Annotated in this window: 25 protein-coding genes; 5 read left to right on the forward strand and 20 right to left on the reverse strand. The window is 42.9% G+C overall.

The features are described 5' to 3' along the window. Nucleotides 1-168, forward strand: a 168-nt coding sequence (locus A5883_RS08410) for a winged helix-turn-helix domain-containing protein (RefSeq protein ID WP_141108399.1), incomplete at its 5' end; no start/stop codon positions are given. Between the two features lie 144 nt (nucleotides 169-312). On the opposite strand, the gene glyS is transcribed toward A5883_RS08410, so the two are convergent. The 5 genes from glyS to A5883_RS08435 all read right to left on the reverse strand — a co-directional run bounded on the left by glyS (nucleotide 313) and on the right by A5883_RS08435 (nucleotide 7,621). Then, the gene (glyS, locus tag A5883_RS08415) at nucleotides 313-2,385 is read right to left on the reverse strand and encodes a glycine--tRNA ligase subunit beta (RefSeq protein ID WP_086338321.1); all 2,073 of its coding nucleotides are present in this window, start codon (nucleotides 2,383-2,385) and stop codon (nucleotides 313-315) included. A 1-nt stretch (nucleotide 2,386) separates the two neighbouring features. Beyond that, the gene (gene glyQ / locus A5883_RS08420; protein ID WP_005225852.1) at nucleotides 2,387-3,298 is read right to left on the reverse strand and encodes a glycine--tRNA ligase subunit alpha; all 912 of its coding nucleotides are present in this window, start codon (nucleotides 3,296-3,298) and stop codon (nucleotides 2,387-2,389) included. A gap of 15 nt (nucleotides 3,299-3,313) precedes the next feature. Further along, entirely contained in the window at nucleotides 3,314-3,553 is a 240-nt protein-coding gene (locus A5883_RS08425; RefSeq protein WP_081118113.1) for a hypothetical protein, read from the reverse strand. Nucleotides 3,554-3,851: 298 nt separating this feature from the next. After that, a complete protein-coding gene (locus A5883_RS08430; protein WP_086338322.1) occupies nucleotides 3,852-5,609 on the reverse strand; it encodes a glycoside hydrolase family 35 protein in 1,758 nt (585 codons plus the stop codon). Then, on the reverse strand, nucleotides 5,609-7,621 hold the full coding sequence (locus A5883_RS08435) for a beta-galactosidase (RefSeq protein WP_086338323.1): 2,013 nt from the start codon (nucleotides 7,619-7,621) through the stop codon (nucleotides 5,609-5,611). The genes A5883_RS08430 and A5883_RS08435 overlap by 1 nt, the downstream gene beginning before the upstream one ends. Nucleotides 7,622-7,742: 121 nt before the next feature. Here A5883_RS08435 and A5883_RS08440 point away from each other — a divergent pair, with 121 nt between their 5' ends. Beyond that, nucleotides 7,743-8,549: an AraC family transcriptional regulator gene (locus A5883_RS08440; protein ID WP_005225848.1), complete on the forward strand. Its 807-nt coding sequence runs from the start codon at nucleotides 7,743-7,745 to the stop codon at nucleotides 8,547-8,549. Here the strand turns inward: A5883_RS08440 and recO are convergent. The 9 genes from recO to A5883_RS08485 form a co-directional block, all read right to left on the reverse strand. After that, complete coding sequence (gene recO / locus A5883_RS08445; protein WP_005225847.1) at nucleotides 8,543-9,316, reverse strand: DNA repair protein RecO; 774 nt, start codon at nucleotides 9,314-9,316, stop codon at nucleotides 8,543-8,545. The genes A5883_RS08440 and recO overlap by 7 nt on opposite strands. Nucleotides 9,317-9,409: 93 nt before the next feature. After that, on the reverse strand, nucleotides 9,410-10,309 hold the full coding sequence (era, locus tag A5883_RS08450) for a GTPase Era (RefSeq protein ID WP_005225846.1): 900 nt from the start codon (nucleotides 10,307-10,309) through the stop codon (nucleotides 9,410-9,412). 34 nt (nucleotides 10,310-10,343) lie between these two features. Next, complete coding sequence (locus tag A5883_RS08455; protein WP_016610244.1) at nucleotides 10,344-10,733, reverse strand: diacylglycerol kinase family protein; 390 nt, start codon at nucleotides 10,731-10,733, stop codon at nucleotides 10,344-10,346. Next, nucleotides 10,717-11,193: an rRNA maturation RNase YbeY gene (ybeY, locus tag A5883_RS08460; protein WP_005225844.1), complete on the reverse strand. Its 477-nt coding sequence runs from the start codon at nucleotides 11,191-11,193 to the stop codon at nucleotides 10,717-10,719. The genes A5883_RS08455 and ybeY overlap by 17 nt, the downstream gene beginning before the upstream one ends. Next, the gene (locus tag A5883_RS08465) at nucleotides 11,193-13,394 is read right to left on the reverse strand and encodes an HD family phosphohydrolase (RefSeq protein ID WP_010748045.1); all 2,202 of its coding nucleotides are present in this window, start codon (nucleotides 13,392-13,394) and stop codon (nucleotides 11,193-11,195) included. Before A5883_RS08465 ends, ybeY begins: the two co-directional genes overlap by 1 nt. A 21-nt stretch (nucleotides 13,395-13,415) precedes the next feature. Beyond that, complete coding sequence (locus tag A5883_RS08470; RefSeq protein WP_086338324.1) at nucleotides 13,416-14,390, reverse strand: PhoH family protein; 975 nt, start codon at nucleotides 14,388-14,390, stop codon at nucleotides 13,416-13,418. 171 nt (nucleotides 14,391-14,561) lie between these two features. Continuing rightward, the gene (locus A5883_RS08475) at nucleotides 14,562-15,011 is read right to left on the reverse strand and encodes a GatB/YqeY domain-containing protein (RefSeq protein ID WP_005225841.1); all 450 of its coding nucleotides are present in this window, start codon (nucleotides 15,009-15,011) and stop codon (nucleotides 14,562-14,564) included. A 33-nt stretch (nucleotides 15,012-15,044) separates the two neighbouring features. Beyond that, a complete protein-coding gene (gene rpsU / locus A5883_RS08480) occupies nucleotides 15,045-15,221 on the reverse strand; it encodes a 30S ribosomal protein S21 (RefSeq protein ID WP_002356740.1) in 177 nt (58 codons plus the stop codon). Between the two features lie 160 nt (nucleotides 15,222-15,381). Then, the gene (locus A5883_RS08485) at nucleotides 15,382-15,813 is read right to left on the reverse strand and encodes a Fur family transcriptional regulator (RefSeq protein WP_005225833.1); all 432 of its coding nucleotides are present in this window, start codon (nucleotides 15,811-15,813) and stop codon (nucleotides 15,382-15,384) included. Between the two features lie 95 nt (nucleotides 15,814-15,908). On the opposite strand from A5883_RS08485, the gene A5883_RS08490 reads away from it, so the two are divergent. Then, nucleotides 15,909-16,796, forward strand: a complete 888-nt coding sequence (locus tag A5883_RS08490; protein WP_010748043.1) for a pyruvate, water dikinase regulatory protein — start codon at nucleotides 15,909-15,911, stop codon at nucleotides 16,794-16,796. Nucleotides 16,797-16,877: 81 nt separating this feature from the next. Here the strand turns inward: A5883_RS08490 and thrB are convergent, their stop codons facing one another. From thrB to trxB, 6 genes are all read right to left on the reverse strand, one after another. Continuing rightward, nucleotides 16,878-17,747 carry a homoserine kinase gene (gene thrB / locus A5883_RS08495; RefSeq protein WP_005225831.1) on the reverse strand — a complete coding sequence of 290 codons (870 nt, stop codon included), beginning with the start codon at nucleotides 17,745-17,747 and terminating at the stop codon, nucleotides 16,878-16,880. After that, nucleotides 17,744-18,802 (reverse strand): threonine synthase, encoded by a 1,059-nt coding sequence (thrC, locus tag A5883_RS08500; protein ID WP_005225830.1) that lies wholly within the window; start codon nucleotides 18,800-18,802, stop codon nucleotides 17,744-17,746. The genes thrB and thrC overlap by 4 nt, the downstream gene beginning before the upstream one ends. Nucleotides 18,803-18,804: 2 nt before the next feature. Beyond that, complete coding sequence (locus A5883_RS08505; RefSeq protein ID WP_086338325.1) at nucleotides 18,805-20,055, reverse strand: homoserine dehydrogenase; 1,251 nt, start codon at nucleotides 20,053-20,055, stop codon at nucleotides 18,805-18,807. Between the two features lie 116 nt (nucleotides 20,056-20,171). Further along, nucleotides 20,172-20,465 carry an ArsR/SmtB family transcription factor gene (locus tag A5883_RS08510; RefSeq protein ID WP_005225828.1) on the reverse strand — a complete coding sequence of 98 codons (294 nt, stop codon included), beginning with the start codon at nucleotides 20,463-20,465 and terminating at the stop codon, nucleotides 20,172-20,174. A gap of 247 nt (nucleotides 20,466-20,712) precedes the next feature. Beyond that, on the reverse strand, nucleotides 20,713-22,440 hold the full coding sequence (locus tag A5883_RS08515; protein WP_086338326.1) for a phospho-sugar mutase: 1,728 nt from the start codon (nucleotides 22,438-22,440) through the stop codon (nucleotides 20,713-20,715). A 147-nt stretch (nucleotides 22,441-22,587) separates the two neighbouring features. Then, nucleotides 22,588-23,520, reverse strand: coding sequence for a thioredoxin-disulfide reductase (gene trxB / locus A5883_RS08520; RefSeq protein ID WP_015509534.1), 933 nt, complete (start codon nucleotides 23,518-23,520; stop codon nucleotides 22,588-22,590). Between the two features lie 185 nt (nucleotides 23,521-23,705). On the opposite strand from trxB, the gene A5883_RS08525 reads away from it, so the two are divergent. Together A5883_RS08525 and A5883_RS08530 are read left to right on the forward strand one after the other, a co-directional pair. Beyond that, nucleotides 23,706-25,091, forward strand: a complete 1,386-nt coding sequence (locus tag A5883_RS08525; RefSeq protein WP_034858018.1) for an MATE family efflux transporter — start codon at nucleotides 23,706-23,708, stop codon at nucleotides 25,089-25,091. A 152-nt stretch (nucleotides 25,092-25,243) separates the two neighbouring features. Beyond that, the gene (locus tag A5883_RS08530) at nucleotides 25,244-25,714 is read left to right on the forward strand and encodes a glutathione peroxidase (protein ID WP_016610263.1); all 471 of its coding nucleotides are present in this window, start codon (nucleotides 25,244-25,246) and stop codon (nucleotides 25,712-25,714) included. Nucleotides 25,715-25,851 lie beyond the last annotated feature (137 nt).

Raw genomic sequence — 25,851 nt, forward strand, 5'->3', positions numbered from 1 at the left:
GTGGTAAGCTCTGAGGAAATGTTTCAAGAGGTTTGGGGCGAAAAATATTACACGTCTTCCAATAATACCATCATGGTCCACGTTCGAAACCTTCGGGAAAAAATGCACGATACCCACAAGAAGTCCTCTTATATCAAAACCGTTTGGGGGATCGGCTATAAAATTTAACATCAAAAACCGTCCTTTCATTGTACGAAAAGGACGGTTTTCTTGGGACTGAACACAAGTAAATCGAGAAACATAGAAAAAAGCCAGAACTGATTCTTCAGTTCCAGCTTTTTTTATTTAGAAACCTGCAACTGCAAGCTTCTTTTATTTCGTAATCAAAGCATCTAAACTAGCCACTGCCAGACTCATCTTCGCGATTTTATCCAACAAGGCAAAACGGTTGCGGCGAATTTGTTCATCTTCCACCATGACCATTGTTTGATCAAAATAAGCTTCGATCAATGGGCGCAATGCCACTAAGCTTTGGTAGTTTTCTTCCATCGTTTGATGTGGGAACTTGTCCTCTACTGTTAAGACCGCTTCATACAAGGCAGTTTCAGAGTCGTTTTCAAACAAGGCAGGATCAATTGCTGCTTGATCCAATTCAGCTTTCTTCGCTAAATTGATCACCCGTGTCAAAGCTTCCATCGAAGGTTTGAAGTCGGTGTCTTGCAGATGCTCCCTTAACATTTGAGCCGTTTCAAACAACGTACTGATGTCTGCTTGACGTGCGCCTAAGACAGCTTCGATGACATCATGACGCGTATTTTTGCTGAGTAAGAATTGACGCAGACGACCTTTCACAAAATCGGTCACTTGTTCTTGACCAGCGGCAAGTTGAATCCCAAAAACTTCTGGTTGGGCATTAACGGCTTCACGAATCTCTTCTTGCAACTGAGCAAATGGGAAGTACCAGCGCTTTTCAGCTAGGATGCGGATAATCCCGTAGGTTTGCCGACGAAGTGCATAAGGATCGTTTGAACCGCTTGGAACCATATCAACAGCGAAGAAAGCAAGTAAGCTGTCTAATTTATCCGCAATCGCTAAAACAGCCCCGATTTTTGATTGTGGCAGCTCGCCTTCTGCTGAGATCGGCATGTAGTGTTCACGAATCGCTTGGGCAACTGTTGGTTTTTCTCCTTGGATCAGGGCATATTTTTCCCCCATGATCCCTTGCAATTCAGGGAATTCCCCTACCATATTGGTCACTAAATCAAATTTATAGATTTGAGCTGCCCGTTGAAGGTCGGTCAGTTCTTCTTGTGTTAAACCAACGGTCTTCCCGATGATTTGCGCTGCTAGTCCGACACGTTGCATTTTTTCATACAAGCTGCCGATTTTTTCGTGGAAGGTGACTTGCTTAAGTTTTTCTACGCAATGGTCAATGGTCAGCTTTTTGTCTTCATTGTAGAAAAACTCAGCATCTTCTAGACGAGCGGTCAGGACTTTTTGGTTTCCCTTGATGACATTATCGATCTTCACAGCATCCCCGTTGCGGGCAGAGATGAAGTGCGGCAGCAATTCTCCGTCAAGGGTGCGGACATCGAAGTAACGTTGATGTTCTTTCATAGAAGTAACTAATACTTCTTCAGGGACAGAAAGATATTTTTCTTCAAAGTCCCCTACAAAGGCTGTTGGGTATTCAACTAGATTTGTCACTTCTTCTAGTAAGTCTTCATCTAAATCGATCCGCCAGTTGTTTTCTTGAGCGATCGCGTTGATTTGTGCGGTGATCATTTGTTGACGTTCGCTTGGATCAGCGATGACAAACTGATGCTTCATTTTTTCCAAATACTCGTCCGCGTGATCAAACGTGACTGCCTCACCTAAGAAACGATGACCTTTTGACTCGCGACCGGTAACAATATCAAGGATTTGGAAAGGAATGACTTGCTCACCAAAGAGTGCTACGATCCAATGAATTGGTCGGATATATTCAAAATCGTAGTCTGCCCAGTGCATCGTTACTGGGAACGTCAAACTCGTGATTACTTCCTGCAATCCTTTCAATACCTCAACGGTTGGTTGACCTTGGGTATGTTTCGTTACATAGACATACTCAATCCCTTTTAATTCACGGAAGGTGATGTCATCAGTCGTCAATCCTTGTCCACGAACAAACCCTTGAGCTGCTTTCGACCAATTGCCTGCATCATCTAATGCGATTTTTTTCGCTGGTCCTTTGACATCTTCTTGCGTATCCGCTTGTTTTTCAGGAATACCGGTGACATAGACAGCCAAACGGCGAGGTGTGGAATAGGCTTCGATCGTTGTATAAGGCAACGCATGAGCATCTAAGAAAGCTGCCGTTTTTTCTTGTAATTGTTTCATACTTGGGGTTACGACATGCGCTGGTAATTCCTCTAAGCCGATTTCTAATAATAGGTTTTGTGCCATCTTATTTTCCCTCCTCAATCAGTTTTTGCGCCACTTCTGGATCAAGCAATGGATAACCGAGGTTTTCCCGTTCTGCTACAAAGAGTTTTGCTACTTGACGCGCCATGTTACGGATACGTGCGAGGTACCCAGCACGTTCAGTGACGGAGACTGCGCCACGAGCATCCAACAGGTTGAAGGTATGGCTGCATTTTAAGATATAGTCGTAAGCTGGATGAACTAAGCGTTCATCGATACAGCGTTTTGCTTCTTTTTCAAAACGATCGAAGTTTCCTAAAAGCAAGTCTTGGTCACTGACTTCAAAGGAATATTTTGAATGTTCATACTCAGGTTGGCGGAAAATCTCACCATATTTGACACCTGCAGACCATTCAAGATCGTAGACACTTTCAACTTCTTGAATATAAGATGCTAGACGTTCTAAGCCGTAAGTGATCTCTGATGTCACTGGCTTACATGCTAAGCCGCCGACTTGTTGGAAGTACGTAAACTGAGTGATCTCCATCCCGTCTAACCAAACTTCCCAACCAAGACCTGCACAACCCATCGAAGGATTTTCCCAGTTATCTTCGACAAAACGAATATCATGTTCTAATGGATCGATCCCTAAAAGACGCAGGCTTTCTAAATAAAGCTCTTGGATATTTTCAGGAGAAGGCTTCATCACGACTTGGAACTGGTGGTGCTGATACAAACGATTTGGGTTTTCCCCGTAGCGGCCATCAGCTGGACGGCGAGAAGGTTCTACGTAAGCGGCGTTCCATGGTTCTGGACCGATTGCACGTAAAAATGTATATGGGCTCATGGTTCCAGCCCCTTTTTCTGTATCATAGGCCTGCATCAGCATACAGCCGTTTTCAGACCAGAATTTTTGCAGGGTCAAAATCATCTCTTGCACAGTTAGTTTACTCATCTTTTTCTTCCTTTCTTATAACGCATTGACGACAGGATAAAATTCGACAACTGATCCAGGGATCAATTTCACTTCGACCACGACATCTGCTTCTAAAACATCCGATAAGTCGTAAAGCATTTGGTCTGGACTCGTTGTAAATTCATGGATAAGCTGTTCATCCTTTAAAAGGCGAACCTGCAGTGGAATACTTGCTAATACTTTGAGCTTTTTTTCGGTAAACGCACTTGCTGGAATCGTCATATCAAATAACATAAAAAACCTCCTTTGTTTTTGGCTATTCTTGGTGTGAAACATAAAAAAGTCCCTATATCTATACAAAGTGTATAGATATAGGGACGATAAATTCGCGGTTCCACCCTACTTCCGACAAGTCGGCAGCTTCATTGATCATGCTCACGGACGCCTGCGAAATAAGGTTCCAACTTGGCTTTCACTCTCCCAAGTTCGCTTCATGGAATGGTCTTCTTTCTTTCTTCCGATCATAGCACGGATTCGATTACTCTTATGATAGTAGTTGAAGCTAGGGTTTGTCAATGATTAATTTGAACTTTTATGCTTCTGGGCCTAAATCCGCCTGATCATGAAAGACGATCTCATCAGCGATTTTCCCATCACTTTCAAAAACGATGATCTCATTCATTCCGATTTTTAAAAACGGTGCTGGGACGTACAAGCGCTGCTGCGGTCCTTTTTCCCAGAAACGGCCGATCGTATGACCATTGACTTGGACAAACCCTTTACCCCAGCCTGGCAATTCGATAAAGGTATCTGCACATTCATCAAAAACACATTCAAAGCGTGAGAAACTTGGTTGTCCTTTTTGCCATTTTCCTTGGAAATCAATGGCATGCAAATTATCCATCGGTAAGGGATAGATTTCCCAGTTGCTTTGGAAGGCGCCATTGATGATCACACCGTCTTTGATGCCTTTGTGCTGATGGTTCATTTTTACAGAATAATTGACCCGCCCCATATTCTCCACCAAGATCCCCAACTCGTTTTCTGATTCTAATAAATCGAAACTGTGGGTTTGACCGATTTCTTGATCGTAATCGATGCGCAAAAGTTCCTGGTTGATAAACGTATGGGCACGATCCATCGTATTGATCAGACGGTAGTCGGCAATCTTCCGAGCAGGCCCAATCAGTGAGCGATAATAGATATAGCCTGTCGCTTGATTGCAGGCTTCCATCGATAACGGGAAATTACTTATGATCGGTTGACTGATTGTGTCGATCGTCGAAAACAAGGAGACTCGTTCTTTCACTGAGAATGTTCCATAAGCTTTTCGCTCAATTTTCATACTCAAGGGAAACTCAGGAATTTCCGCATAGTCAGCGATCACCTTTTTGAAGGCTTGGTATTTGGCAGTAGGTTCTCCCCATTCTGTCAACAAGGCATCGTAATCATAGCTAGTGACATCCGGCGCTAAGCGTTCATAATAGTTTGACCCGTTCATAAAGCCAAAGTTGGTCCCGCCATGAAACATATAGATATTGACAGAACCTAATGCTAAACAATCCTGCAATTCCTTTACTGCATCTTGTGTTGAGGTCGTATGGTGCTGGTCGTCACCCCAGGCATCAAACCAGCCGATCCAAAATTCCATGACCATCAGTGGCCGTTTTTCTCCGTGAAATCTTCGAAGTTTTTCAAAGTTTTCCTTGATGTTGGAGCCGCAGTTGATCGTAGGCAATGCCAAGTCTTTGATACTGCCGTTTTCTAGCATATCGTGCCAAGGTCCGTCAGAGGTCACTAACGGCGTTTCTACACCATGCTGCCGCATCGCAGCCACCATTTTCCGCAAATACTCTTTATCATTGGCGTAGCTGCCGTATTCATTTTCTACTTGCATCATTATAATCGGACCACCTTGGGTGATCTGCAGATCCCGCACTTGTGGAAACAAATGGGCGAAATAACGAGTGATTTTTTCCATAAATGGGGGATAATCAAACCGAAGCTTCATCATAGGGTCTTGCAATAGCCAATAAGGCAGTCCCCCAAATTCCCACTCCGCACAAATATAAGGTGCTGGTCGCAAAATGACATAAAGCCCTACTTCTTGTGCCGTTTGGATAAATCGCCGCAAATCAAGGATCCCATCAAATTGATAGACACCTTCCTGTGCTTCATGAAGATTCCAAGGAACATAGGTTTCGACGGTATTACAGCCCATCAAGCGTAGTTTCTCTAAGCGATCTTGCCAATATTCAGGAACGACACGAAAATAATGGATCGCTCCAGAGATCACTTTAAAAGGCTTGTTGTCTAAATAAAAGTCATCTTCAATAGCAAAAGTTCGCATCAGTTACGCCCCTCTTTGACGATATAGGTGGTGTATTGCGTCAGCATCATTTCTGAAGAAAGAACCTTACCCGTCAGAAGATCCGTTTTTCCAACAAACATTTCTGGCAGCGGTTGTGCTTCTTCGTGGAAATTGATGATGACGAAAAATTTCGCCTCTTCATTTTCACGACAGGCAATTTCTAGTTTTGTTGCCTCCTCGATCACTGGGGTAATATCGGTCTCTTTGACGATCGTTTTGAAAAGCTGATCTTGCAGCTGATCTTCCAACTGTCCACCAAAGTAATAGACGGTTCCATCGCCAAATGTATTTTTGGTCACTGCCGGCATTCCTGCATAGAAATTGCTCGTGTAATGCGCTAGCGCTTCGGCGTTTTCTAAATGGATCAAATCGCTGACTAAATTACTTGTTCCTGTAAGTTCTTCATTGACTAACGAAACCCCGTTTGATTGTTCTGGCGCTAATGCATCGATTTCTTCCACCCAGATGCCAGCTAACTCCCGCAAGGGGCCAGGGTAACCGCCTAAGTGAACATTGTCTGATTGATCAACGATGCCGCTCATATACGTTGTAAGTAAAGCACCGCCTTGCATAACGAAATCAGTTAGCCGCTCTTGCATCCCTTCTTTGATCATGTACAGAACCGGAGCTGCGACTAGCTTGTATTTTGATAAGTCAGCATCCACGGGAACCAAATCGACCGCAATATTTTGTTCGTAAAAATAGCGATAGTAGCGATGGATCTGTTCCACATATTTCAGGTCAACGGTTGGACCACTCGTATATTCTAAAGCCCAATAATTGTCCCAATCGAAAATCACAGCAACCTGTGCTTGGGTTTGCGTGCCAATGATGTCTGAAAGCTGCGCTAATTCAGCCCCAAGAGCGGCTGTTTCTCGGAAAACCCGCGTGTCTTCATGACCGACATGTTCGATGACCGCACCATGGAATTTCTCACAAGCACCAATGGAACGTCGCAATTGGAAGTATTGGATCGTATCTGCCCCATGAGCAATCGTTTGATAGCTTTGCGCCCGCATCTGTCCTGGTTTTTTTAATGAATTATAAGGCTGCCAGTTTTGTTGGGAAGGTGTTTGTTCCATCAGCATAAAGGGTTGCTGTTTTAACCCGCGCATCAAATCATGGGTCATGGCTACTAAGCTCCATGGCGTATTGTACGATGGATAATTATCCCACGAAACAAGGTCCATTTCCTTTGCCCACTTGAAATAATCCAGTCCTTTAAAGGTTCCCATCAAATTCGTTGTAATCGGTGTTGTGGGATCGATTTTCCGAATAGCGTCCCGCTCCATCATGTAGTTTTTTAAAAGACTATCCGAGTTGAACCGCCGGTAGTCAATAGAAATACCTGCAAATGCCGTCTTGTCATAGCCGATTCCTTCTGACAGCGCATTTGGCAGCACGATTTCATCCCATTCATACACCGTATGCCCCCAAAATTCCATATTCCAGGCTTTATTCAGTGCTTCGATCGTATGATATTTATCCTTTAACCAGACACGAAACGCTTTTTCACAGTTGTCGCAATAACATTCGCCGCCGTATTCATTATTGATGTGCCAACAAGTCACTTGTGGATTTTCGCCGTAACGTTCGGCTAATTTCGTTGCCAAGCGTTCTGCGTATTTTTGATAAACCAAACTGTTGGGACAGGCATTGTGCCGTTGCCCAAACTTATGATGGCGTCCATCATAATCGGTGCGAGCGACTTCTGGATACTTCTTAAACATCCAAGCTGGCAAAGCAGCTGTGGAAGTGGCTAAGACGATGTCGAAACCTTCCGTACTTAATTTTTCGATGATTTGATCCAATTCCTCAAAATCATAACAATTTTCAGAGGGTTGGATCTTTGCCCATGAAAAAACATTGACGGTCGCGCTATTGATACTTGCTTTTTTAAAGATCCGAATGTCTTCTTCCCAAATCTCTTTCGGCCACTGATTTGGATTATAATCGCCGCCAAATAGTATTCTATCAAAAAATTTTGTCATGTAAGTGAACGCTCCTTTAAAATAAAATGATTTCTACTCTCTTATTGTAAGGCTTTTCATTCTGTTGTAGTATAATACATGAAACACTATTTTATAACTTTTCGAAACACGGAGGTACGCTATGCCTATCTACTTTTATCAAACCAATCAGCAGCTGCCTTTATCTCTTGAAAGCATCGGCAACGATTGGGCGCAAGATGACGTCGCTCGTCCTGATGGTTATCCCTACTTCCATTGGCTGCAAACCGAGCAAGGGGAAGGCCGAATCACATTTGGTCAGGAATCGTTTATCTTACGTCCGAATGAAGGCATTTTGATTTTTCCTTTTACGCCCCATCGCTATTATCCATTGACTAACTGGAAAACATCCTTCGCCACATTCCAAGGCCCTTTGGCAGCTGAGGTGTTAAAGCAGTACACGAATCAGCCCTATATATTAGCTGAAGAGTCAGAAACCTTTTCTTATGTCACCTGGATCAATCAACGGATCAAAGAAGACCAACAAATCAGTTGGGACCCGCTACGGGCTTCTAGCGAATGTTACCGCTTTTTATTGGCGATCATGCAAGAACGCTCAGGGAATCCGACAGAAAAACACCCGCTGTTCCAACAATATCTGGTTCCCGTTATACAAGAAATCGAAACGAATTACGATCAGGCGATCACGATCAAAGAACTAGCAGGGCTCGTCTATGTTTCACCACAGTATCTTTCACGTTTGTTCCAACGTTTTTTGGGGCAATCTACTGCACAATATTTATTGAACTACCGCATGACCCGAGCCAAAGAGCTTTTGGTGGCACAGCCAGATCTGCCCATTCAACAAGCTGCCTTCGCAGTGGGGTTTCAAGATGCAAGTCACTTTACAGCATTATTCAAAAAAAGAGTCGGCTTAACTCCATTGAAGTTTCGCCAACTCTATCATTGATTTTTCGGTTTTAAGACGTCTTGCCATTGCCCCATCTGATCGATAAACTTCTTACTTTTTAAATGAATGCCCACATATTCATCATATAATAAATCAATCACTCGTCGGATCGCGGCTTTCGTTTCTGGCTTTAATTTGATTGAAGCAATCTGCTCGTAGGATATTTGCGAAAATAAGCGAATAAAATGGATCGCCCGAGAATCAGCATGATAACGACGTTCGTCCATCCCCCAGTGCTGTTCACATAAAATACCGCTATATTTTGAGGAATAGTCAAACCGACCGTCGGTTTTTCCGCAGATCGCACAATGGGTCCAATTCGGGGTGATCCCGAAACGGTGCAAAATCTGGATCTCAAAGATATTGGTGATGATCTCTGCGTCGTTTTCTTGATCCATTAATTGCAAGGCCTCATGTAAAAATTGGTATAGATGTGGGTCATAGACTCGATCATCAATAGCAGAATCAGCCAAATTCAATAAGTAGGTTGCATAACCAGCAATAAAAATATCACTTTGGATCGTACGAAAAGGATGGATGTCTTTGGCATTGTTTAAAAAGGACAAGCCTTCCGTTTTGATGGTTCCCATGTAGGTGGCTTCAGTATAGGAGAGCAGCGCTGGTGCCAAGGGGTTATTTTTCCGATGGGCACCCTTGACATAAAACATTTGCTTCCCAGCAGATTCCGTAAAGATTTTGACTAGCTTGTCTTTTTCTTTATGGTCTTTTGAAAAAAGCAAGATTCCTTTTGTTTCAACAAGATTCATCGTCGCACCCCATTTCTTTAAAAAAACTGATCCAGTTCGCTAACTGCATCAGTTTTTCTTCATTAAAACAGATCATGTTTGATCTGCATGTCATCAATACTCATCTTTGCGATAGCCATAATCTGTTAAGAATGTTTGCTTGTCGCGCCAATCTTTTTGAACTTTTACCCATAATTCCAAGAAGACTTTGTCATCTAACAAGTGTTCAATGTCTAAACGAGCTTTCGTACCGATCTGTTTCAGCATTTTTCCGCCTTTGCCGATGATAATGCCTTTTTGACTGTCACGTTCGACAATGATCGTCGCTTGAATATGCACCTTGTCATTGTGGTCTCGTTTCATGGAGTCAACCACGACCGCTACTGAGTGAGGTACTTCATCTCTGGTCAGTAGCAAGACTTTTTCCCGCACCAATTCGGAAACGATAAAGTATTCTGGATGATCCGTGATTTGATCCTCTGGGAAGTACTGAGGCCCTTCTGGCATTTCATCGATCAGTAGCTTCATTAACGTTTCGAAATTATTGCCTTCTGTTGCGGAAATCGGTACGATCTCAGCAAAGTCCATTTGTGAGGAGTAGTCTTCAATAATTGCCAATAAGGCATCTGGATGGACTTTATCAATTTTATTGATCACGAGGAAAACCGGTGTCTGACTTTGGCGCAATCGTTCGATAATAAAATCATCGCCCTTCCCACGCTTTTGGTCCGCACTGATCATAAATAGCGTCACGTCAACTTCTCGCAGTGCACTATAGGCGGTTTCAACCATAAAATCGCCTAAACGGTGTTTGGGTTTGTGGATACCTGGTGTATCGATAAAGATCAGCTGTGCGTCATCCGTTGTGTAGACCCCTTGGATTTTGTTACGGGTCGTTTGCGCTTTGTCACTCATGATCGCGATTTTTTGTCCTACGACTCGATTTAGTAGTGTTGATTTCCCAACATTTGGCCGCCCGACGATCGCAACGAAGCCTGATTTGTGTGTTGTCATTATTGTTCCCCTTTATCTTGTGTTTTGGTGCGCATCAGAAGAGCTGCAGCAATTTTGGCAAGAAGATGATCGCTGCGACGACTAACGCAAAAACTGCAGTCATCAGCACGGCACCAGCAGCCATATCTTTGATTTTTTTTCCGATAGGATGGAAATGGAAATCTGTAAACATATCTACGACGTTTTCAAAGACGGTGTTGATGATCTCAACGATCCAGACTAAGAAAACAGCTAGCAGCAACCAGAGCCATTCCATTTGACTCAAACGGAAAATAAAGCCCGCAATGATCGCAACGATTCCTAGTGCAACATGTTTACGCATATTGCGTTCCTCTTTAAAGACGGTTTTTATACCAGTGAAAGCAAATTCGATCGACGAAATAAATTGTTTGTTTTTCCCAATATTCTTATCTTTTGAGTCCATAGGCATCCAGTATTTCCTTTTGCAATCCAAACATTTCCTTTTCATCTTCAGGTGTCATATGATCATAGCCATTGATATGCAAGAAACCATGTAACGCCAAGAAACCCAGCTCCCGATCATAGGTGTGCCCGTATTCAGCAGCTTGTTCTTTCGCTCGTTCAATGGAGATCATAATATCTCCAAGATCACGCGGCAGCTCTTCAAGGGCTTCGTCAAAAATGATCGACAGCTCTTCGTCTGTTTCTTCTTCAAAGGCAAAACTAATGACATCTGTTGGCATATCTTTGCCGCGGTACTCCCGATTGATTTCTTGGATCGCCGCATTGTCCATAAATGTGACGGACATTTCTGTATCCTCTGGAAGTTCTAAATGTCCTGCAGCAAATTGCAACAGTCCTTCGATCTCTTTGATCTTGGTTTCCCCCACTGAATTTGTCTCATCTAAAAAGGTAATCTCCATTAGCGCTCTCTTCTTTCTTGTTCTTCTTTCATTTTCTCTGCTTCCGACTTCATTTTTGGATATTTGATCCGTGAATGGAAGGTACTGCAAAGTCCGTTGACCAGTGATTTTTCAATCATTCGGATTTCTTTCAAAGTCAGGCCTGTTTCATCCAGTTGACCGTCTAAGATCCGATCATTGATGAGATTTGCAACAAATTCTTGAATCTTTTGATTTGTTGGATTTTCCATCGCTCGAACAGCTGCTTCACAACTATCCGCGATACTCACAACGCCAGCTTCTCGTGTTTGCGGTTTTGGACCAGGATAACGGAAATCTTCTTCCGTTACCTCGGGATTACGCTCTTTGGCTTTCACGTAGAAATACCGCATCAAGGTCGTGCCATGGTGTTGACGACAAATGTCGATCACCATGCGGGGCATTTTGGCTTCTTCGAGAATTTCCGCCCCATCGATCACGTGACCGAAGATAATTTGTTTGCTGTCTTCAGGCAACAAGAAATTATGCGGGTTTTCGGCACCAGCAGGTAAATTTTCTACGAAGAAATTGGCATGTTTGACCTTGCCGATATCATGGTAATAACAAGCCACACGAGTCAGTAAGCTTTGCCCGCCGATTTCGGCAACGGCATTGGCACTAAGATTGGCAACCATCATACTGTGATGATATGTTCCTGGCGCTTCTTCCAGCAACTGTTTTAATAATGGATGATTCGGGTTGCTCAATTCATTTAACACGATCATACTCTCATCCGTCACCAACAATTCGATGTAAGGATGTAGTCCCATCGTTAGCAAATAGCTTAAGAGAGAGCCTGCTAAACCACAAATGATCGTGGTCCAAGTGTTCCCGCGAGCAAAATCCATTCCTTGGAAAATCACCAGCACAAAACTCAGTAAGAGCGGAAAGACGATCACCCACGCTACTGCCGTTTTCCCTTGACTAGCGATGCGGGCGCGCTTGATCATCGTTCCCATCAAGCCAGAGAACAAATAGGTGACTAAGACGGTCGTCAACAAGTTGGTTCCGCTAGAATCAAAGTAAATAAAGAGTGCACTGATTACTTGGAAAATCGCAGACAAAATCCCCAAACGACGGCTGGAGAAAATACTCAGGATCAACGGTGTAAACGCAGCTGGGAAAAACAGCGGGATAAAGGTCACTAATTCAGATTGGAAAAGTTGGAAAAACTTCATGATCAAAATACTGAATGCCATTGCCAAAATATAAAACGTGACCGCATTCATCCGTTTTTCCACGTCTTTCGTCTGTTTCGTGTAATAAAACACCATCAGCATCTGTAAGACTGTTGCTAACACTAAAGCGATCAATGGAAAAACAGAAAAGGTCTGATTAGTCATTCCTAAAAGCTGCAGCTTCTCTAGGGCATTGGCATCGATCTGCGAGCCCTCACGGACAATGATCTCTCCTTGATAAATCATCACTGGAGGAACAGCATCCATGGCGGTTTGCCGTGCTTCTTCTGTCCGTTTTTCATTTGGGATATCGTTCACGACGATTCCTTGATTGACTAAGAAACGTAAGACAGAAGCCATGTCTGAGCTAACGTCTAAGAACTGGATCTTATCTTCCGCCTCAGAACGAAACGTACTTAATTCCGTTTGGCGGATCTGTTTCGCCATTTGTTCATCAACTAATTGTAGCGCATAGGTACGCACTGTATTTAATTCATCATCACTTAATGAGAACATCGTCGTCAAAAAATTATTGGTAAATGACTGATAAAAATCCAGTTCATCATCACTCATTTTTTCAAATTCTTGTTTTAAGGCTGCGATATATTCATCTGTACTAGGTTTAGGGATATTTTCATCCTCATCGGCCTCAGCCACTTTTTTTTCATGGGCTTCATCCACTGATTTTTTGACTGAAGCAACTAAGTCAAATAAATGATCGATACGATCATGCTGCGTTTGCGCCAGTGTATCCTGATACGTGTACTCTGGTGGTACAGCTTCGGCAGCCAGTTTACGTTTTTGTTCCGTCGCAGCGGTATTTTCGATCGTTTTATTGGCACGGATATTTTCTTCCGCCACTTGACCTTCGCTATAATCGACATTGTTTTGTTTGACGCTGGTGTACATGATACCAATCGAAAAAAGAAAGAAAAGGAACATCAAAACTGGTAGATAGAATTTCCCAAGTCTTTCTCTAAATTTCCGTAGTGGTTGAATGATCATAGTTCTCCTCCTAAAAGACGATCAGCGCTTGTCTTTAAGATCTGCTTCTTCATATGCGCGAATGATCTCGGCAACAACTGGATGCCGCACGACATCTCCTGCTTCAAAATTAGCAAAAGCAATTTTAGGGATCTCTTGTAACGTTCGTTCGGCGTGGATCAGGCCGCTTAAAGTCCCTTTTGGCAAATCGATCTGGCTGGTATCGCCATTGACGATCATTTTAGAGTTGAATCCTAAACGGGTCAAAAACATTTTCATTTGAGCGATCGTCGTATTTTGCGCTTCATCTAAAATGACAAAGGCATCTTCTAGCGTACGTCCACGCATATATGCCAATGGTGCGATCTCAATGACGCCTCGTTCCATGAGACGGTTCGTATGATCCATCCCAAAAATTTGATACAACGCATCATAAACGGGGCGTAAGTAAGGATCGACTTTTTCTTTCAAGTCTCCTGGTAGGAAACCTAGATTTTCTCCTGCTTCAACGGCGGGACGTGTCAAAATGATTTTTTGCACTTGGCCTTTCTTTAGAGCTGCAATTGCCATTACGACTGCTAAGAAGGTCTTTCCGGTTCCAGCGGGGCCGACACCAAACACTACATCATGTTTACGGACGGCTTCGATATATTTTTTTTGTCCAGCATTTTTCACTCGGATCGGTTTGCCGTTACGGTCTTTGATGATCTCTTCTTCATACATATCTTTGAAATAATCAAGACTGCCCTTATTCACCATATTCAATGCAGTGATCACATCAGGGGTACTGATATTGATGCCTCGTTTGATCAACTCTTGCAAAGCCCGAATCACGGATTGTGCCTTTTCAGCGGCTTCAGTTTCTCCTACGATTTGGATCAGCTCACCACGAGTGTGAATGACCGTTCCTGTGGAGTCTTCAATAATTTTGATGTTCTTATCGTGGGCACCTAATAATAAACGAACGTCATCGTTTTCACTAAGTGTTATCTCGATCGTTATTGTTTTGTCTGTCAAATATGTTACAGCTCCTTTTTTGGCGTTCTTATTAATAATAACATAAGATGGAAAAAAGAAAAATTACTTATCAAGTACAACAGTCGTTTCCCCTTGTCCTTATGCTTTTTTTAAGTTTTCGAAATCAGAAAAAAAAGCCGCAAGCATGTCATCCATACTTGCGGCGTGAGCTTACATTTGATCCAATAATTCTTTAACGATCGCATTGACTTGATTGCCGTCTGCTTTGCCTTTAACTTGTGGCATTACAGCACCCATCACTTTTCCAAATTCTTTGGAAGAAGAAGCACCAGTCTTTTCAATCGCTCCAGCGACGATTTGGCGGATTTCCGCTTCATCGAGTTGTGCTGGCAAATATTTTTCAACAACTGCAATTTCAACTTTGACTTTCTCTGCTAGATCATTTCGGTCAGCTTTCTCAAACTCATTTAAAGAATCACGACGCTGTTTCATCTCACGAGACAAAACGGTCAACTCTTCTTCTTCATTCAAGTCAGAACCTTTTTTGATCTGCTCATTTTGAATTGATGCTTTCAACATGCGGATCACCTGCAAGGTTTCCTTGTCTTTGGCTTTCATCGCTGTCTTCATGTCATCATTCAGTGTACTTAGTAGTGTCACACTACCAGCTCCAATTCTCAAAACAGTAGAAAATTAGAATTTTTTGCGTTTTCTAGCTGCTTCAGATTTTTTCTTACGCTTTACGCTAGGTTTTTCGTAAAATTCACGTTTACGAGATTCCTGTAAAGTACCCGCTTTTGACACGGAACGTTTGAAGCGACGAAGAGCATCGTCAAGTGATTCGTTTTTGCGAACGACTGTTTTTGACATGTAAATTCCCTCCCTCCGAGCTTAAAAAGTAACCGTAGTTGTTATTGAAATAAAATCCCAAAAAACACGACTGTCCTTTAAAAATTATAGCTAACCCCTGAAAAAGTGTCAAGGCATTCTGTTAAAAAAGTCTTCGATCCCATCAAGTTTGTGTGGGTTTTCATTGACATTCTTCACAACGGCCCAAAATCTCGAAGCGATGTCCCTCGATCAAGCAGCCAGGAAGCTGTTCTTGGAAGAAGTCCATCGGGCAAATATGCAGTTCTTTTGTTTTGCCACAAACCGTGCAAATAAAGTGATGGTGATGATGGTCCTCTAATTCTGCACAGCAGTTATAGCGAAACTTCATCTCCCCGTTCAGCTCTGTTTCTTCTAAAATACCGATCTCAGAAAAATCATGCAGATTACGGTAGATCGTATCATAGCTCAAGCCAGGATACTTTTCTGACATGTATTCATGAATTTCCTTGGCTGGCAAATAGCGATTGCGTTTCACTAAATAGGTGATGATCGCTTCTCTTTTTTTGGTGTATTTAAAGCCATTTTCTTTCAATGTAGTCATGGCATGCTCAATAAGTGTTTGATTTTTCATCGTAGGCCCTCCTGATAAATCAAAATCATTCCGATTCTATCGATCTTAAGTATGGTATAATGAAATCAATAAAAAAGCAAGAGAGGATTTTTCTTATGAAGCCAACTGAACCTGAACAACCAGACTTGCAAGAAAAATTGCAAACCAGTGCCGCAGTGACGATGTTCGTGTTGTCGGACTCTGCCGGCGAAACGGCATCGAAGCTTGCACAAGCGACAATGGCCCAATACCCCAGCGTCGAATTTAACCTTTTTAGACGCACATTTATCCACACAAAAGAGCATTTGATCAAAGCTTTGTCTGATGCAAAAAAACACAACGCCATTATTCTTCATACCTTGATCAAAGAAGAACTTGTGGATTTGACGAATCATTTTTGTGAAGAAGCTGACCTTTACCATTTCGACGTATTGACCCCTCCAGTAAGTGAAGTAGAACGCCGAACTGGCGTAGCACCTTCACGAGAGCCAGGGGCTTTGCACCACTTGAACGAAAATTATTTCAAACGCATCAAAGCCATGGAATTTGCGGTCATGTACGATGATGGGAAAGACCCTCGTGGCTTCTTGGAAGCAGATGTCGTGTTACTAGGGGTTTCTCGGACGTCAAAAACACCTTTGAGTCTATTTCTAGCAAACAAAAATTTAAAAGTTGCTAACCTGCCTTTAGTACCGCAAGCCCACATCCCAAAACAGCTCTGGGAAATCGATCCGAAAAAAATCGTCGGGCTAACAAACGATCCGAATGTGTTAAACAGTATTCGCAAAGAACGGATGCGCTCCTACGGCTTGAACCCAGATTCTGCGTATTCCGATATAGAAAAAATCAAAGCGGAGCTGACGTTTGCCAATGATCTGTATGAAAAACTAGGCTGTGTCGTGATCAATGTCGCTTCTCTTTCCATCGAAGAAACCGCCTCTATGATTTTAAATGCATTAAACTTAGAAGATCATAGTTATTACACGTCAGAAACGAAAGACTAACCTCGATGAAGCAATGAAAAATGGTGAGCAGAAAATCTTCTGCTCACCATTTTTGGTCTGTGGCTCATTTATTATTCTCTTTTAGAACACTTGCAGCCCTTCACGATCGATTTGTAATTGTTCGATATACGCATTGCTCTCCAAGGCATGCAAAAGTTTTGAGATTCGTTCTGCCCGTTCCTCTGGGACGATCGCTAAGACCGTAGGACCTGCGCCGCTTAAGAAACAGCCATAGCCGCCTTCTTCTTCGCAGATTTGGCGAATGGTCGACAAGTGCGGCACAAGCTTTTCCCGATAGGCTTCATGAAAACGATCCTGTTGCATCAATTTTCCTGCAAGAGGCAGATTGCCATTGATGACCGCTGCGATCATCACGTTGGCGATCGCACTGGCTTCGACAGCTTGCTCGTGCGAAAGGGTCTGCGGCAAGACTTGACGACTTGCTTCAGTCAACAGTTCTTCATGAGGAATATAGGCAATGATCTCACACTCTGGAAAATGATGCTTGACTAAATACGTATGCTTGTGCTGATGGTCGTAAGCAGCAACCGCAAAATCTCCATAAATCGCTGGTCCAACGTTGTCAGGATGCCCTTCGATGGCAGTTGCGATCTCAAGCTTTTGTGCTGCACTCAGATTCATGTGGGCCATGCGGTTGGCTAGTTCAATCCCGGCGACGATCACCGAGGAACTGCTGCCTAAGCCTCTTGCCAAAGGAATGTCCGAACTCATTCGGATTTTCAAAGGCTTCATGTTTGGTGCTAATTTCAGTGCCACACGCAAAAGCAAGTTGGTTTCATCCGTTGGGATCTCTGAACCTAGCTCATGGATGATTTCCCACGTATCGTTTTCTTTTAAAACTTCAATGAACAAATACTTTGACAGGGCAATCCCGCAGGAATCAAAACCAGGCCCTAAGTTCGCACTGGTTGCAGGAACGCGGATCTTCATAGATTGGCAACTCCTTCACGAAGATGCTGACGCATTTCTTCTAAATCACTCATCTTATTGATGGTTACTTCTGTCGCTTTGATAGCTGTATCAGGATCCTTCAGACCATTTCCAGTAAAGACGGCAACGACAGTCTCACCTGGTTTGATTTTCCCTGCTTTCACGTGCTGGATGACACCAGCTAGCGAGGCAGCTGAGCCTGGTTCAATAAACACACCATCTTGCGCAGCAATTTTACGGTAAGCATTCAAAATTTCCTCATCGGTTACTGCATCGATGTGTCCATTTGATTCATCACGAGCGGCTTCTGCCAACTGCCAGCTGGCTGGATTGCCGATCCGAATCGCTGTAGCAATCGTTTCTGGTTGTTCGATGACTTCACCACGGACGATCGCAGCAGCACCTTCAGCTTCAAACCCATGCATTCTTGGCAACGCGGTGCCTTTTTTCTCATGCCATTCTTTGAACCCTTTCCAATATGCCGAGATATTCCCTGCATTACCGACAGGAATCGCAAGAACATCCGGTGCTTGTCCTAATTGTTCGCATACTTCAAAGGCCGCTGTTTTTTGTCCTTCTAAACGATAAGGATTGACTGAGTTTACTAGCGCCACGGCTTCGGTTTCTGCAATATCTCGTACTGCTTTTAACGCTTCATCAAAGTTTCCTGGGATCGAAATGATGTCGGCTCCATAAACGATCGCTTGCGCCAATTTTCCCATAGCGATCTTGCCATCTGGAATAACAACATAGGCTTTGATCCCCGCTCTGGTCGCATAAGCTGCTGCTGCCGCACTGGTATTTCCTGTCGATGCACAGACGATTGCTTTGGCACCTTCTTCCACCGCTTTTGCCACCGCCATGACCATCCCTCGGTCTTTAAAAGAGCCTGTCGGATTCAGCCCTTCGTATTTTCCATACAATTGAATCCCTAATTCCTTGGAAAGGCTTGGTAAGGGAATCAACGGCGTGTTGCCTTCAGCCAGCGACAATGCTGGTGTATTTTCGTTGACTGGCAGATATTCCTTGTATTGATGCAATAATCCTTGATACATGTTTATTCCTCCATCACTTTCATTATTTGTATGTCTTGTGCATCGGTATAAGTTGCGAGTTTTTCTGTTAGCTCTTTTTCGCTCATTAGATTGGTGATTCCAGCTATTCGTTGCTCTGCTTCGTTGAACACCGTTTGCTCAAACGCAAACCATTCTGGAAGAGCGTTCCCTTTGATCTCTTGACTTGAAAACGACACATAATGCCGGCTAGGAACTTCTTCTACAGATGCTAATGCTGTTTCTTTTTCAAAAGTTAGAAAAGGTTCAACGATCCCAAAGCTTTTATTTTTTGCTAAAACGGTCAAATCCGCTACCACGCTGGTGGCCGTCGGTCGTGATCCTGCTCCTGGTCCATAAACCATTGATTGATCGATGCCTTCACTCTCGATAAAAATGCCATTAAACTCGTTTTGGATCGTCGCTAACGCATGGTTTTTCGGCACTAATACAGGTCCAACTGACACAGTAAGGGAACCGTCAACTGTCTTTTGTGCTGCACCGATCAACTTCACTTCATAACCAATGGCTTGTGCCTGCTTAATATCTGCCACAGCTAAGCCGCGGATGCCTTTTGTTGCCACATCAGCAACATAGATCGTTTTCCCAAAAGCAAATTTAGTCAGGATCACCATTTTATAAGCTGCATCGATACCGTCAACATCATTAGTAGGATCTGATTCGGCAAAACCTTTTACTTGGGCTTGTGACAAAGCATCTTCATAGGTCATGCCATCTTCCGTCATTTTTGTCAGCATATAATTGGTCGTCCCATTGACGATGCCAAAAATTCCTGTGATGGTATCAGGCAGATAGTGGGTGCTCAATGTACGCAAGATCGGAATGCCACCACCCACGCTGGCTTCATAATAAAGAGACACCCCGGCTTTTTCAGCGATTGCCAGCAGTTCAGGTCCATGGGTGGCAATCAAGTCTTTATTTGCCGTCACAACGTGCTTCTTATTTTCTAAAGCAGCTGAAATAAACGCTTTTGCCGGATCGATCTTCCCGATCAATTCCACAATTACGTCGATGGTCTCATCTTCAAACAACTCATTTGCCTCATTCGTCAACGCAAACCCGTACTTAGCCGCTAACGCAGACTTATCCTCGTAAGGCGAAGCTAATGCTTTCGTGATTTGCACACTGACTCCTGTGCGTGCCAGAATGGCTTCTTTTTGCTCTGCCAACACTTGGCATACCCCGCTGCCGACAACACCCATTCCTAATAATCCAATGTTCAATTGCTTACCCATAATGCCCCCTAACTGAAAACGTTATTAAAAACCGTTCATCTAATTTTAATATTTCCACTAGCATACCAAAAACAATAAGAAAAAACTAGGACTTTTGAGAAATTCTCGCCCTAGTTTTAACGGTGATGGATATGTTCGAATGTTTTTTGCAAAATATCCACAACATGTTTGTCATCAAGACTATAAAGGATGGTTTTTCCTTGTCTTTCCGACTTTACGATCCGATTATCTTTCAAAAGTTTCAGCTGATGAGAAACTGCTGATTGTTCCATATGTACTTGTTCTGCAATCGAAGTGACATTGCGCTCTCCTTCTTGAAGAGACAACAAAATTTTTAGTCTAGTGGGATCACTAAGCATTTTAAAAATCTGTGTTACTTGCTGAATTTCTTCTAGTTTCGGCGTAGTCATCGCGCCACATCCTCTCTTATTTCCTTTTGCATTTTAGCCCTTGATAGACAGCTTGTCAATCAATGCTCGACGATCAAGGAGAAGAAACGAGCTAAAAGACAAGAATAGATCCAAGCGTCAGAAAATTCCCTTTAGAAGCTTCGGTCCCTCAACCGCTGTTTGCTGAGGGAAGCGAACGCTTCTTTTTCTACCACTCGGATCATTCAGCCAATTGTAATTTTTTTGATTATGAAGACATCAGATGACTTTATTCACCTGTGATTTCTTCGATCGCTGCTTGCAGATCAGCAATTTTTTGTTCTGCTGCTTCTGCCGTTTCGCCTTTTGCACCAATATAAAACTTGATTTTAGGTTCGGTCCCAGAAGGACGAACAGCAATCCAGCTTTCATCTTCCAAGGTGTATTTCAAAACATCAGAAGGCGGTGTGGTCATTTTTTGTTGGTGACCATCTAAGCCCACACGAGTCAACAATTTAAAGTCTTCTGTTTGCACGACAGGGGTTCCTGCGAAGACAGAAGGTGCTTTTTCACGGAAAGTCTTCATCAAGGCAGCAATCTTAGTTGCCCCTTCCATACCGCTCATCGTTACAGAAATCGTTTTTTCTGCATAGTAGCCGTACTCTTCAAAAATATCTTGCAGACCATCATACAATGTTTTGTCTGATTGTTTGTAAAAAGCAGCCACTTCTGCTAATAAAACGAGCGCTTGGATCGCGTCCTTGTCCCGTACAAATGGTTTAACTAAGTAGCCATAGCTTTCTTCAAAGCCAAACATGAAAGTTTGAGAATGGTCTTTTTCAAATTGTTGGATTTTTTCGGCAATAAATTTAAAGCCAGTTAAAACATTGATCATATCAACATCGTAGGCTTTAGCGATCGCTGTTGGCAATTCACTAGAAACGATCGATTTTAAGACTGCTGCATTTTCTGGCAATGTTCCAGCTGTTTTATGGGCTTCTAAAATGTAACGGATCATCAATGCACCTAACTGGTTACCTGTCAAGACTTGGTAGTTGCCATCTGGCATTCTTACTGCAGCCCCTAAGCGATCGGCATCTGGATCTGTTGCGATCAATAGGTCAGCACCTTCTTTTTCTCCTAAAGCAATCGCATATTCAAAGGCAGAGTGCTCTTCTGGATTCGGTGATTTTACTGTGCTGAAGTTTGGATCAGCAACCGCTTGAGAGGGTTCAATAATGAATTGTTGGAAACCAGCTTGTTTCAACGCTTTCTCGCCAAGCATCCGCCCTGTTCCGTGAAGTGGTGTATAGACAAGTTTCAAATCTTTGCCCACCGTATCGATCAATTCTTGATCGATCGTGACTTCTTTGATTTCTTTCAGATAGGCAGTATCGATTTCTTCGCCAATAATAGAGATCAAGCCGCTGTTTTTGGCTTCTTCTTCACTTAATACAGGAATCTCCAACGGATTTTCAATTTCCCGAACAAATTTTGTCAATGCATCCGCATCTGCTGGTGGCATTTGCCCACCATCTTCCCCATATACTTTGTAGCCATTGTATTCGGCTGGATTGTGAGAAGCAGTGATCATGATTCCAGTAAAGGTTTTTAAGTAACGCACAGCAAAAGATAATTCTGGCGTCGGACGTAAGCTTTCAAAGACAAAGGCTGGAATATCATGTTTTGCCAATGTTTTTGCTGCTTCCATCGCGAACTCAGGTGAAAAATGACGGGAATCATAGGCAATCGCTACGCCACGACGTCTTGTTTCGGGATCTTGTGTATCCATAAAGCGAGCCAAGCCTTCCGTTGCTTGACGAATCGTATAAATGTTCATCCGATTGATACCAGGTCCTAAAATCCCTCGCATGCCAGCAGTCCCAAATTCCAAAGGCATATAAAAAGCGTCTTCTAACATCGCAGGATCTGCTTCTAATGCGGTCAATTGTTCTTTTAATTGTGGATCTAAGTGTTCACTGTTTTTCCATTGATTAAATGTTTGTTCCCATGCCATAAAATAACCTCTCCTTTTTCCGTTAAAATGCTCTAAAATTAGTATAACACTACTTACAGATTTCTCAAAGAATAACCAAACGAAAAATAAAAAAAGCTGCTATCAAAAGTGATTTACACTTTAAAAATAACAGCTAACCCCATTAGATTATTTTGTTAATTGAGCATCCTTTTGTGTTTCAATAAAATCAAACACTTGTTGACCAGCAATACTGCCATCGCCGACTGCCGTTGTGATTTGACGCAAGCCTTTTTCACGAACATCGCCAATCGCGTAAACACCAGGAATTGAAGTTTCCATCTGATCATTTGTTAAGATCCAGCCAGCATCATTCGTGATACCGCTAGCTTTGAATGGTTCTGTCAACGGATCTAAACCAACATAGATAAAGACACCGCCAGCAGCTTCTTCTGTCACTTCATCCGTTTTTACGTTTCTGATTTGCACGCCAGTTACGACCATCTCATTGCCTTTGATTTCTTCCACAACAGAATCCCAAATAAAAGAGATTTTCTCGTTGGCAAATGCGCGGTCTTGGATGATTTTTTGTGCTCGTAATTCATCACGACGGTGAACGATCGTTACTTCAGAAGCAAATTGCGTTAAGTAGATAGCTTCTTCGACTGCTGAGTCGCCTCCACCAACAACGATCAAGCGTTTGTTACGGAAAAAGGCACCGTCACAAACCGCACAGTATGAAACTCCGCGTCCTGCGAATTCTTCTTCGCCTTTGACGCCTAACTTTCTATGTACACATCCTGTGGCAATGATGACTGTTTTCCCTTGATAGGTTTTGTCTTCGGTGGCAACTTCTTTGAACTCACCTTGATCCGTGATGCTTTGAACGATCCCATAGGCATTTTCAACACCAAATTTAATGGCACCTTCATACATTTTAAATGCTAGTTCAGGGCCTAATATTGATTCGAAGCCAGGATAGTTTTCAACCTCAGCCGTATTGTTCATTTGTCCGCCAGGTGCTCCTCGTTCAATCATTAGTACTGATAAATTCGATCTTGACGCATAAAGCGCTGCTGTCATCCCCGCAGGGCCTGCGCCGATGATAATTACATCATACATATATTTCCCTCCAATTTGGACTACCCATACTTTACTTTCAAAAGCAAATTCTTTCAACTCATCTGCTTACAAAAAATAATAAGATATTCCTGCTTTTACTTTTGAAAATTACATTGACTTTCTTTTCAATTTTTGTAAAATTTTCACGATACGTCTATTATATAGAAAATAAGGAGTCCTTACAATTGAATAAGAAAAAACTTTTAGGAAAATCAGACCGTGAACTGATTTTTCTCAGCTGGCCGATTTTTGTTGAGCTATTTTTGCGGGTCGTTATTGGGAATGTCAACGTTTGGATGATTTCTCATTATTCCGAGCCAGCAGTAGCGGCCGTCAGTGCTGCCAATCAACTATTGAATTTAACGGTCTTTATTTACGGTTTCATCACCGTGGGTACTCAGATCATTATCGCACAATTGATTGGTGCGAAAAAACGCGACCAGATACCGAAAGTCATCAATACCGCTCTTTTTGGGTCATTGTTCATCGGGATTTTGATCAGCTTGATGTTCCTTTTCGGCTCAACCTACCTTTTGCGATTCATGGGCTTAGATGCTGAATTAGTTGCTTTAGGTCATGGATACTTAAAAGTGTATGGCGGAAGTCTGTTCCTTTCATCGATCACGGCGGTCATAATTGCTGTCATGCGTAGCCACAGTTTCACAAAACCTGCGTTATTGGTACCGATGTTTGCTAGTATCCTAGCCGTCATTGGCAATTACTTTGTCTTATACAGCCCCTTTGGTTTACCGAATTTCGGTGTGACTGGATTGGCATTTTCTAGCGTCTTTGGTAATTCGATCGGTTTACTAATTGCCGCCATGTTGCTGAAGAAACATGTGAATTTTTCTGTTTTATCTGCCCGTTTCTCGAATGTCTCTTGGGGCGTGATGAAAAACATTTTGACTTACGGATTGCCTTCTTCTGGCGAGTCTCTTTCCTATCAAGGAGCGCAAGTCGTGGTGACGATGATCGTGGCTCAACTTGGCGCAAGTGTCTTGATTGCAAAATCTTACGTAACAGCTATCACCCAATTTGTTTATTTGATCGCCTCCGCATTAAGTCAAGGAAACCAAATCATGATTGGCCGCAATGTCGGTGCGGGTGAATTCGATCGTGCGCATCAGCGAGGCATGCGCACGATGGTGATCGGGATCATCGCCTCGGTAACGATCTGCTTATTGACCTATCTATTTATTGAACCGATCATGGGGATCTTTACTTCCAATACCGAAGTAATCGAGATTGCTAAAGGTGTCTTTTTAGTAGAGATCGTCTTAGAAACAGCGCGTGCAGTCAATATGATCCTAGTTGGTTCATTAAATGCAAGTGGTGACGTGAAGTTCCCATTGATCTGCAGCCTAATTGTTCTATGGGTCATCAGCTTACCGTTTTCCTACTCACTGGCCATCGTCTTTAAATTTGGCTTGATCGGCGTTTGGATCGCTTATGCCATTGACGAAGCATTGCGCAGCGTCTTAATGATCTATCGCTGGCATTCTGGGGTATGGAAAACTAAATCTGTCGTTCATCCACAAGAAGCAGAACCAGAAGTCTTACCAGAAGCATAATAAGAGTCCAGTGGTCCCAACGGCCGCTGGATTTTTTGTTTTTTATAAGAAATAAAATGCGCCAAGAAGTTTGCTTGGTTTTTTTGAAGACTTTGCTCTATACTTATCTCAGAAACTATCGACTATGATTTACATTAAAAGGAGCGTTTGCTATGTCAATCTATGACTACCAAGCAACATTAGAAAACGGCGAAACTTATTCGCTAGCAAACTACGAAGGTCAACCGCTGGTGATCGTCAATACAGCTACAAAGTGCGGGTTGAGCCCGCAGTTCAAAGAATTACAAAGTCTTTATGAAACCTATAAAGACCAAGGGTTGGTCGTTCTAGGGTTTCCTTCTGACCAGTTCAAACAAGAAGTCGACTCAGCCGAAGAAGCCGCAGCCGCTTGCCGAACCACCTATGGTGTTGATTTTCCGATGCACAAGTTAACGGTGATCAATGGCAAAGACGCAGATCCCTTGTTTCGCTATTTGGAAGCAGAAGCACCGGGTACATTAGGCAAAGCCATTAAATGGAATTTCACGAAATTCTTGGTGGACCGCCAAGGTAAAGTCGTGGAGCGTTTTGCTCCACAAACCAATCCTCAAAAAATGATTCCAGAAATTGAAAAAGTTCTTTAAAAAATGGATAAAGGCGACCTTAAGGACAAAACATGTCATGCTTAAGGTCGCCTTTTTTTGTAATTGCTGCAACGCAAGCCTTTTACAGCATTTTCATTGTCGGTTATCAATAATCTCTGAACAGCCATTTCTACTTA

It is taken from the genome of Enterococcus sp. 5B3_DIV0040 (assembly GCF_002140755.1).
Classification (GTDB): Bacteria; Bacillota; Bacilli; order Lactobacillales; family Enterococcaceae; genus Enterococcus_D; species Enterococcus_D casseliflavus.

What these genes read in the sequence shown, in the direction of transcription:
- recO (WP_005225847.1), bottom strand. Translation starts at nt 9,316, where the DNA reads ATGAATCTTGTTGAAACAAAAGGAATCTTGCTTTTTTCAAAAGACCAT.
- A5883_RS08455 (WP_016610244.1), bottom strand. Translation starts at nt 10,733, where the DNA reads ATGGACTCAAAAGATAAGAATATTGGGAAAAACAAACAATTTATTTCG.
- A5883_RS08465 (WP_010748045.1), bottom strand. Translation starts at nt 13,394, where the DNA reads ATGATCATTCAACCACTACGGAAATTTAGAGAAAGACTTGGGAAATTC.
- A5883_RS08440 (WP_005225848.1), top strand. Translation starts at nt 7,743, where the DNA reads ATGCCTATCTACTTTTATCAAACCAATCAGCAGCTGCCTTTATCTCTT.
- thrB (WP_005225831.1), bottom strand. Translation starts at nt 17,747, where the DNA reads ATGAAGATCCGCGTTCCTGCAACCAGTGCGAACTTAGGGCCTGGTTTT.
- trxB (WP_015509534.1), bottom strand. Translation starts at nt 23,520, where the DNA reads ATGTATGATGTAATTATCATCGGCGCAGGCCCTGCGGGGATGACAGCA.
- A5883_RS08505 (WP_086338325.1), bottom strand. Translation starts at nt 20,055, where the DNA reads ATGGGTAAGCAATTGAACATTGGATTATTAGGAATGGGTGTTGTCGGC.
- A5883_RS08425 (WP_081118113.1), bottom strand. Translation starts at nt 3,553, where the DNA reads ATGTTATTTGATATGACGATTCCAGCAAGTGCGTTTACCGAAAAAAAG.
- A5883_RS08530 (WP_016610263.1), top strand. Translation starts at nt 25,244, where the DNA reads ATGTCAATCTATGACTACCAAGCAACATTAGAAAACGGCGAAACTTAT.
- A5883_RS08490 (WP_010748043.1), top strand. Translation starts at nt 15,909, where the DNA reads ATGAAGCCAACTGAACCTGAACAACCAGACTTGCAAGAAAAATTGCAA.
- A5883_RS08435 (WP_086338323.1), bottom strand. Translation starts at nt 7,621, where the DNA reads ATGACAAAATTTTTTGATAGAATACTATTTGGCGGCGATTATAATCCA.
- A5883_RS08510 (WP_005225828.1), bottom strand. Translation starts at nt 20,465, where the DNA reads ATGACTACGCCGAAACTAGAAGAAATTCAGCAAGTAACACAGATTTTT.
- era (WP_005225846.1), bottom strand. Translation starts at nt 10,309, where the DNA reads ATGACAACACACAAATCAGGCTTCGTTGCGATCGTCGGGCGGCCAAAT.
- A5883_RS08430 (WP_086338322.1), bottom strand. Translation starts at nt 5,609, where the DNA reads ATGCGAACTTTTGCTATTGAAGATGACTTTTATTTAGACAACAAGCCT.
- A5883_RS08515 (WP_086338326.1), bottom strand. Translation starts at nt 22,440, where the DNA reads ATGGCATGGGAACAAACATTTAATCAATGGAAAAACAGTGAACACTTA.
- thrC (WP_005225830.1), bottom strand. Translation starts at nt 18,802, where the DNA reads ATGTATCAAGGATTATTGCATCAATACAAGGAATATCTGCCAGTCAAC.
- A5883_RS08485 (WP_005225833.1), bottom strand. Translation starts at nt 15,813, where the DNA reads ATGAAAAATCAAACACTTATTGAGCATGCCATGACTACATTGAAAGAA.
- rpsU (WP_002356740.1), bottom strand. Translation starts at nt 15,221, where the DNA reads ATGTCAAAAACAGTCGTTCGCAAAAACGAATCACTTGACGATGCTCTT.
- glyS (WP_086338321.1), bottom strand. Translation starts at nt 2,385, where the DNA reads ATGGCACAAAACCTATTATTAGAAATCGGCTTAGAGGAATTACCAGCG.
- ybeY (WP_005225844.1), bottom strand. Translation starts at nt 11,193, where the DNA reads ATGGAGATTACCTTTTTAGATGAGACAAATTCAGTGGGGGAAACCAAG.
- glyQ (WP_005225852.1), bottom strand. Translation starts at nt 3,298, where the DNA reads ATGAGTAAACTAACTGTGCAAGAGATGATTTTGACCCTGCAAAAATTC.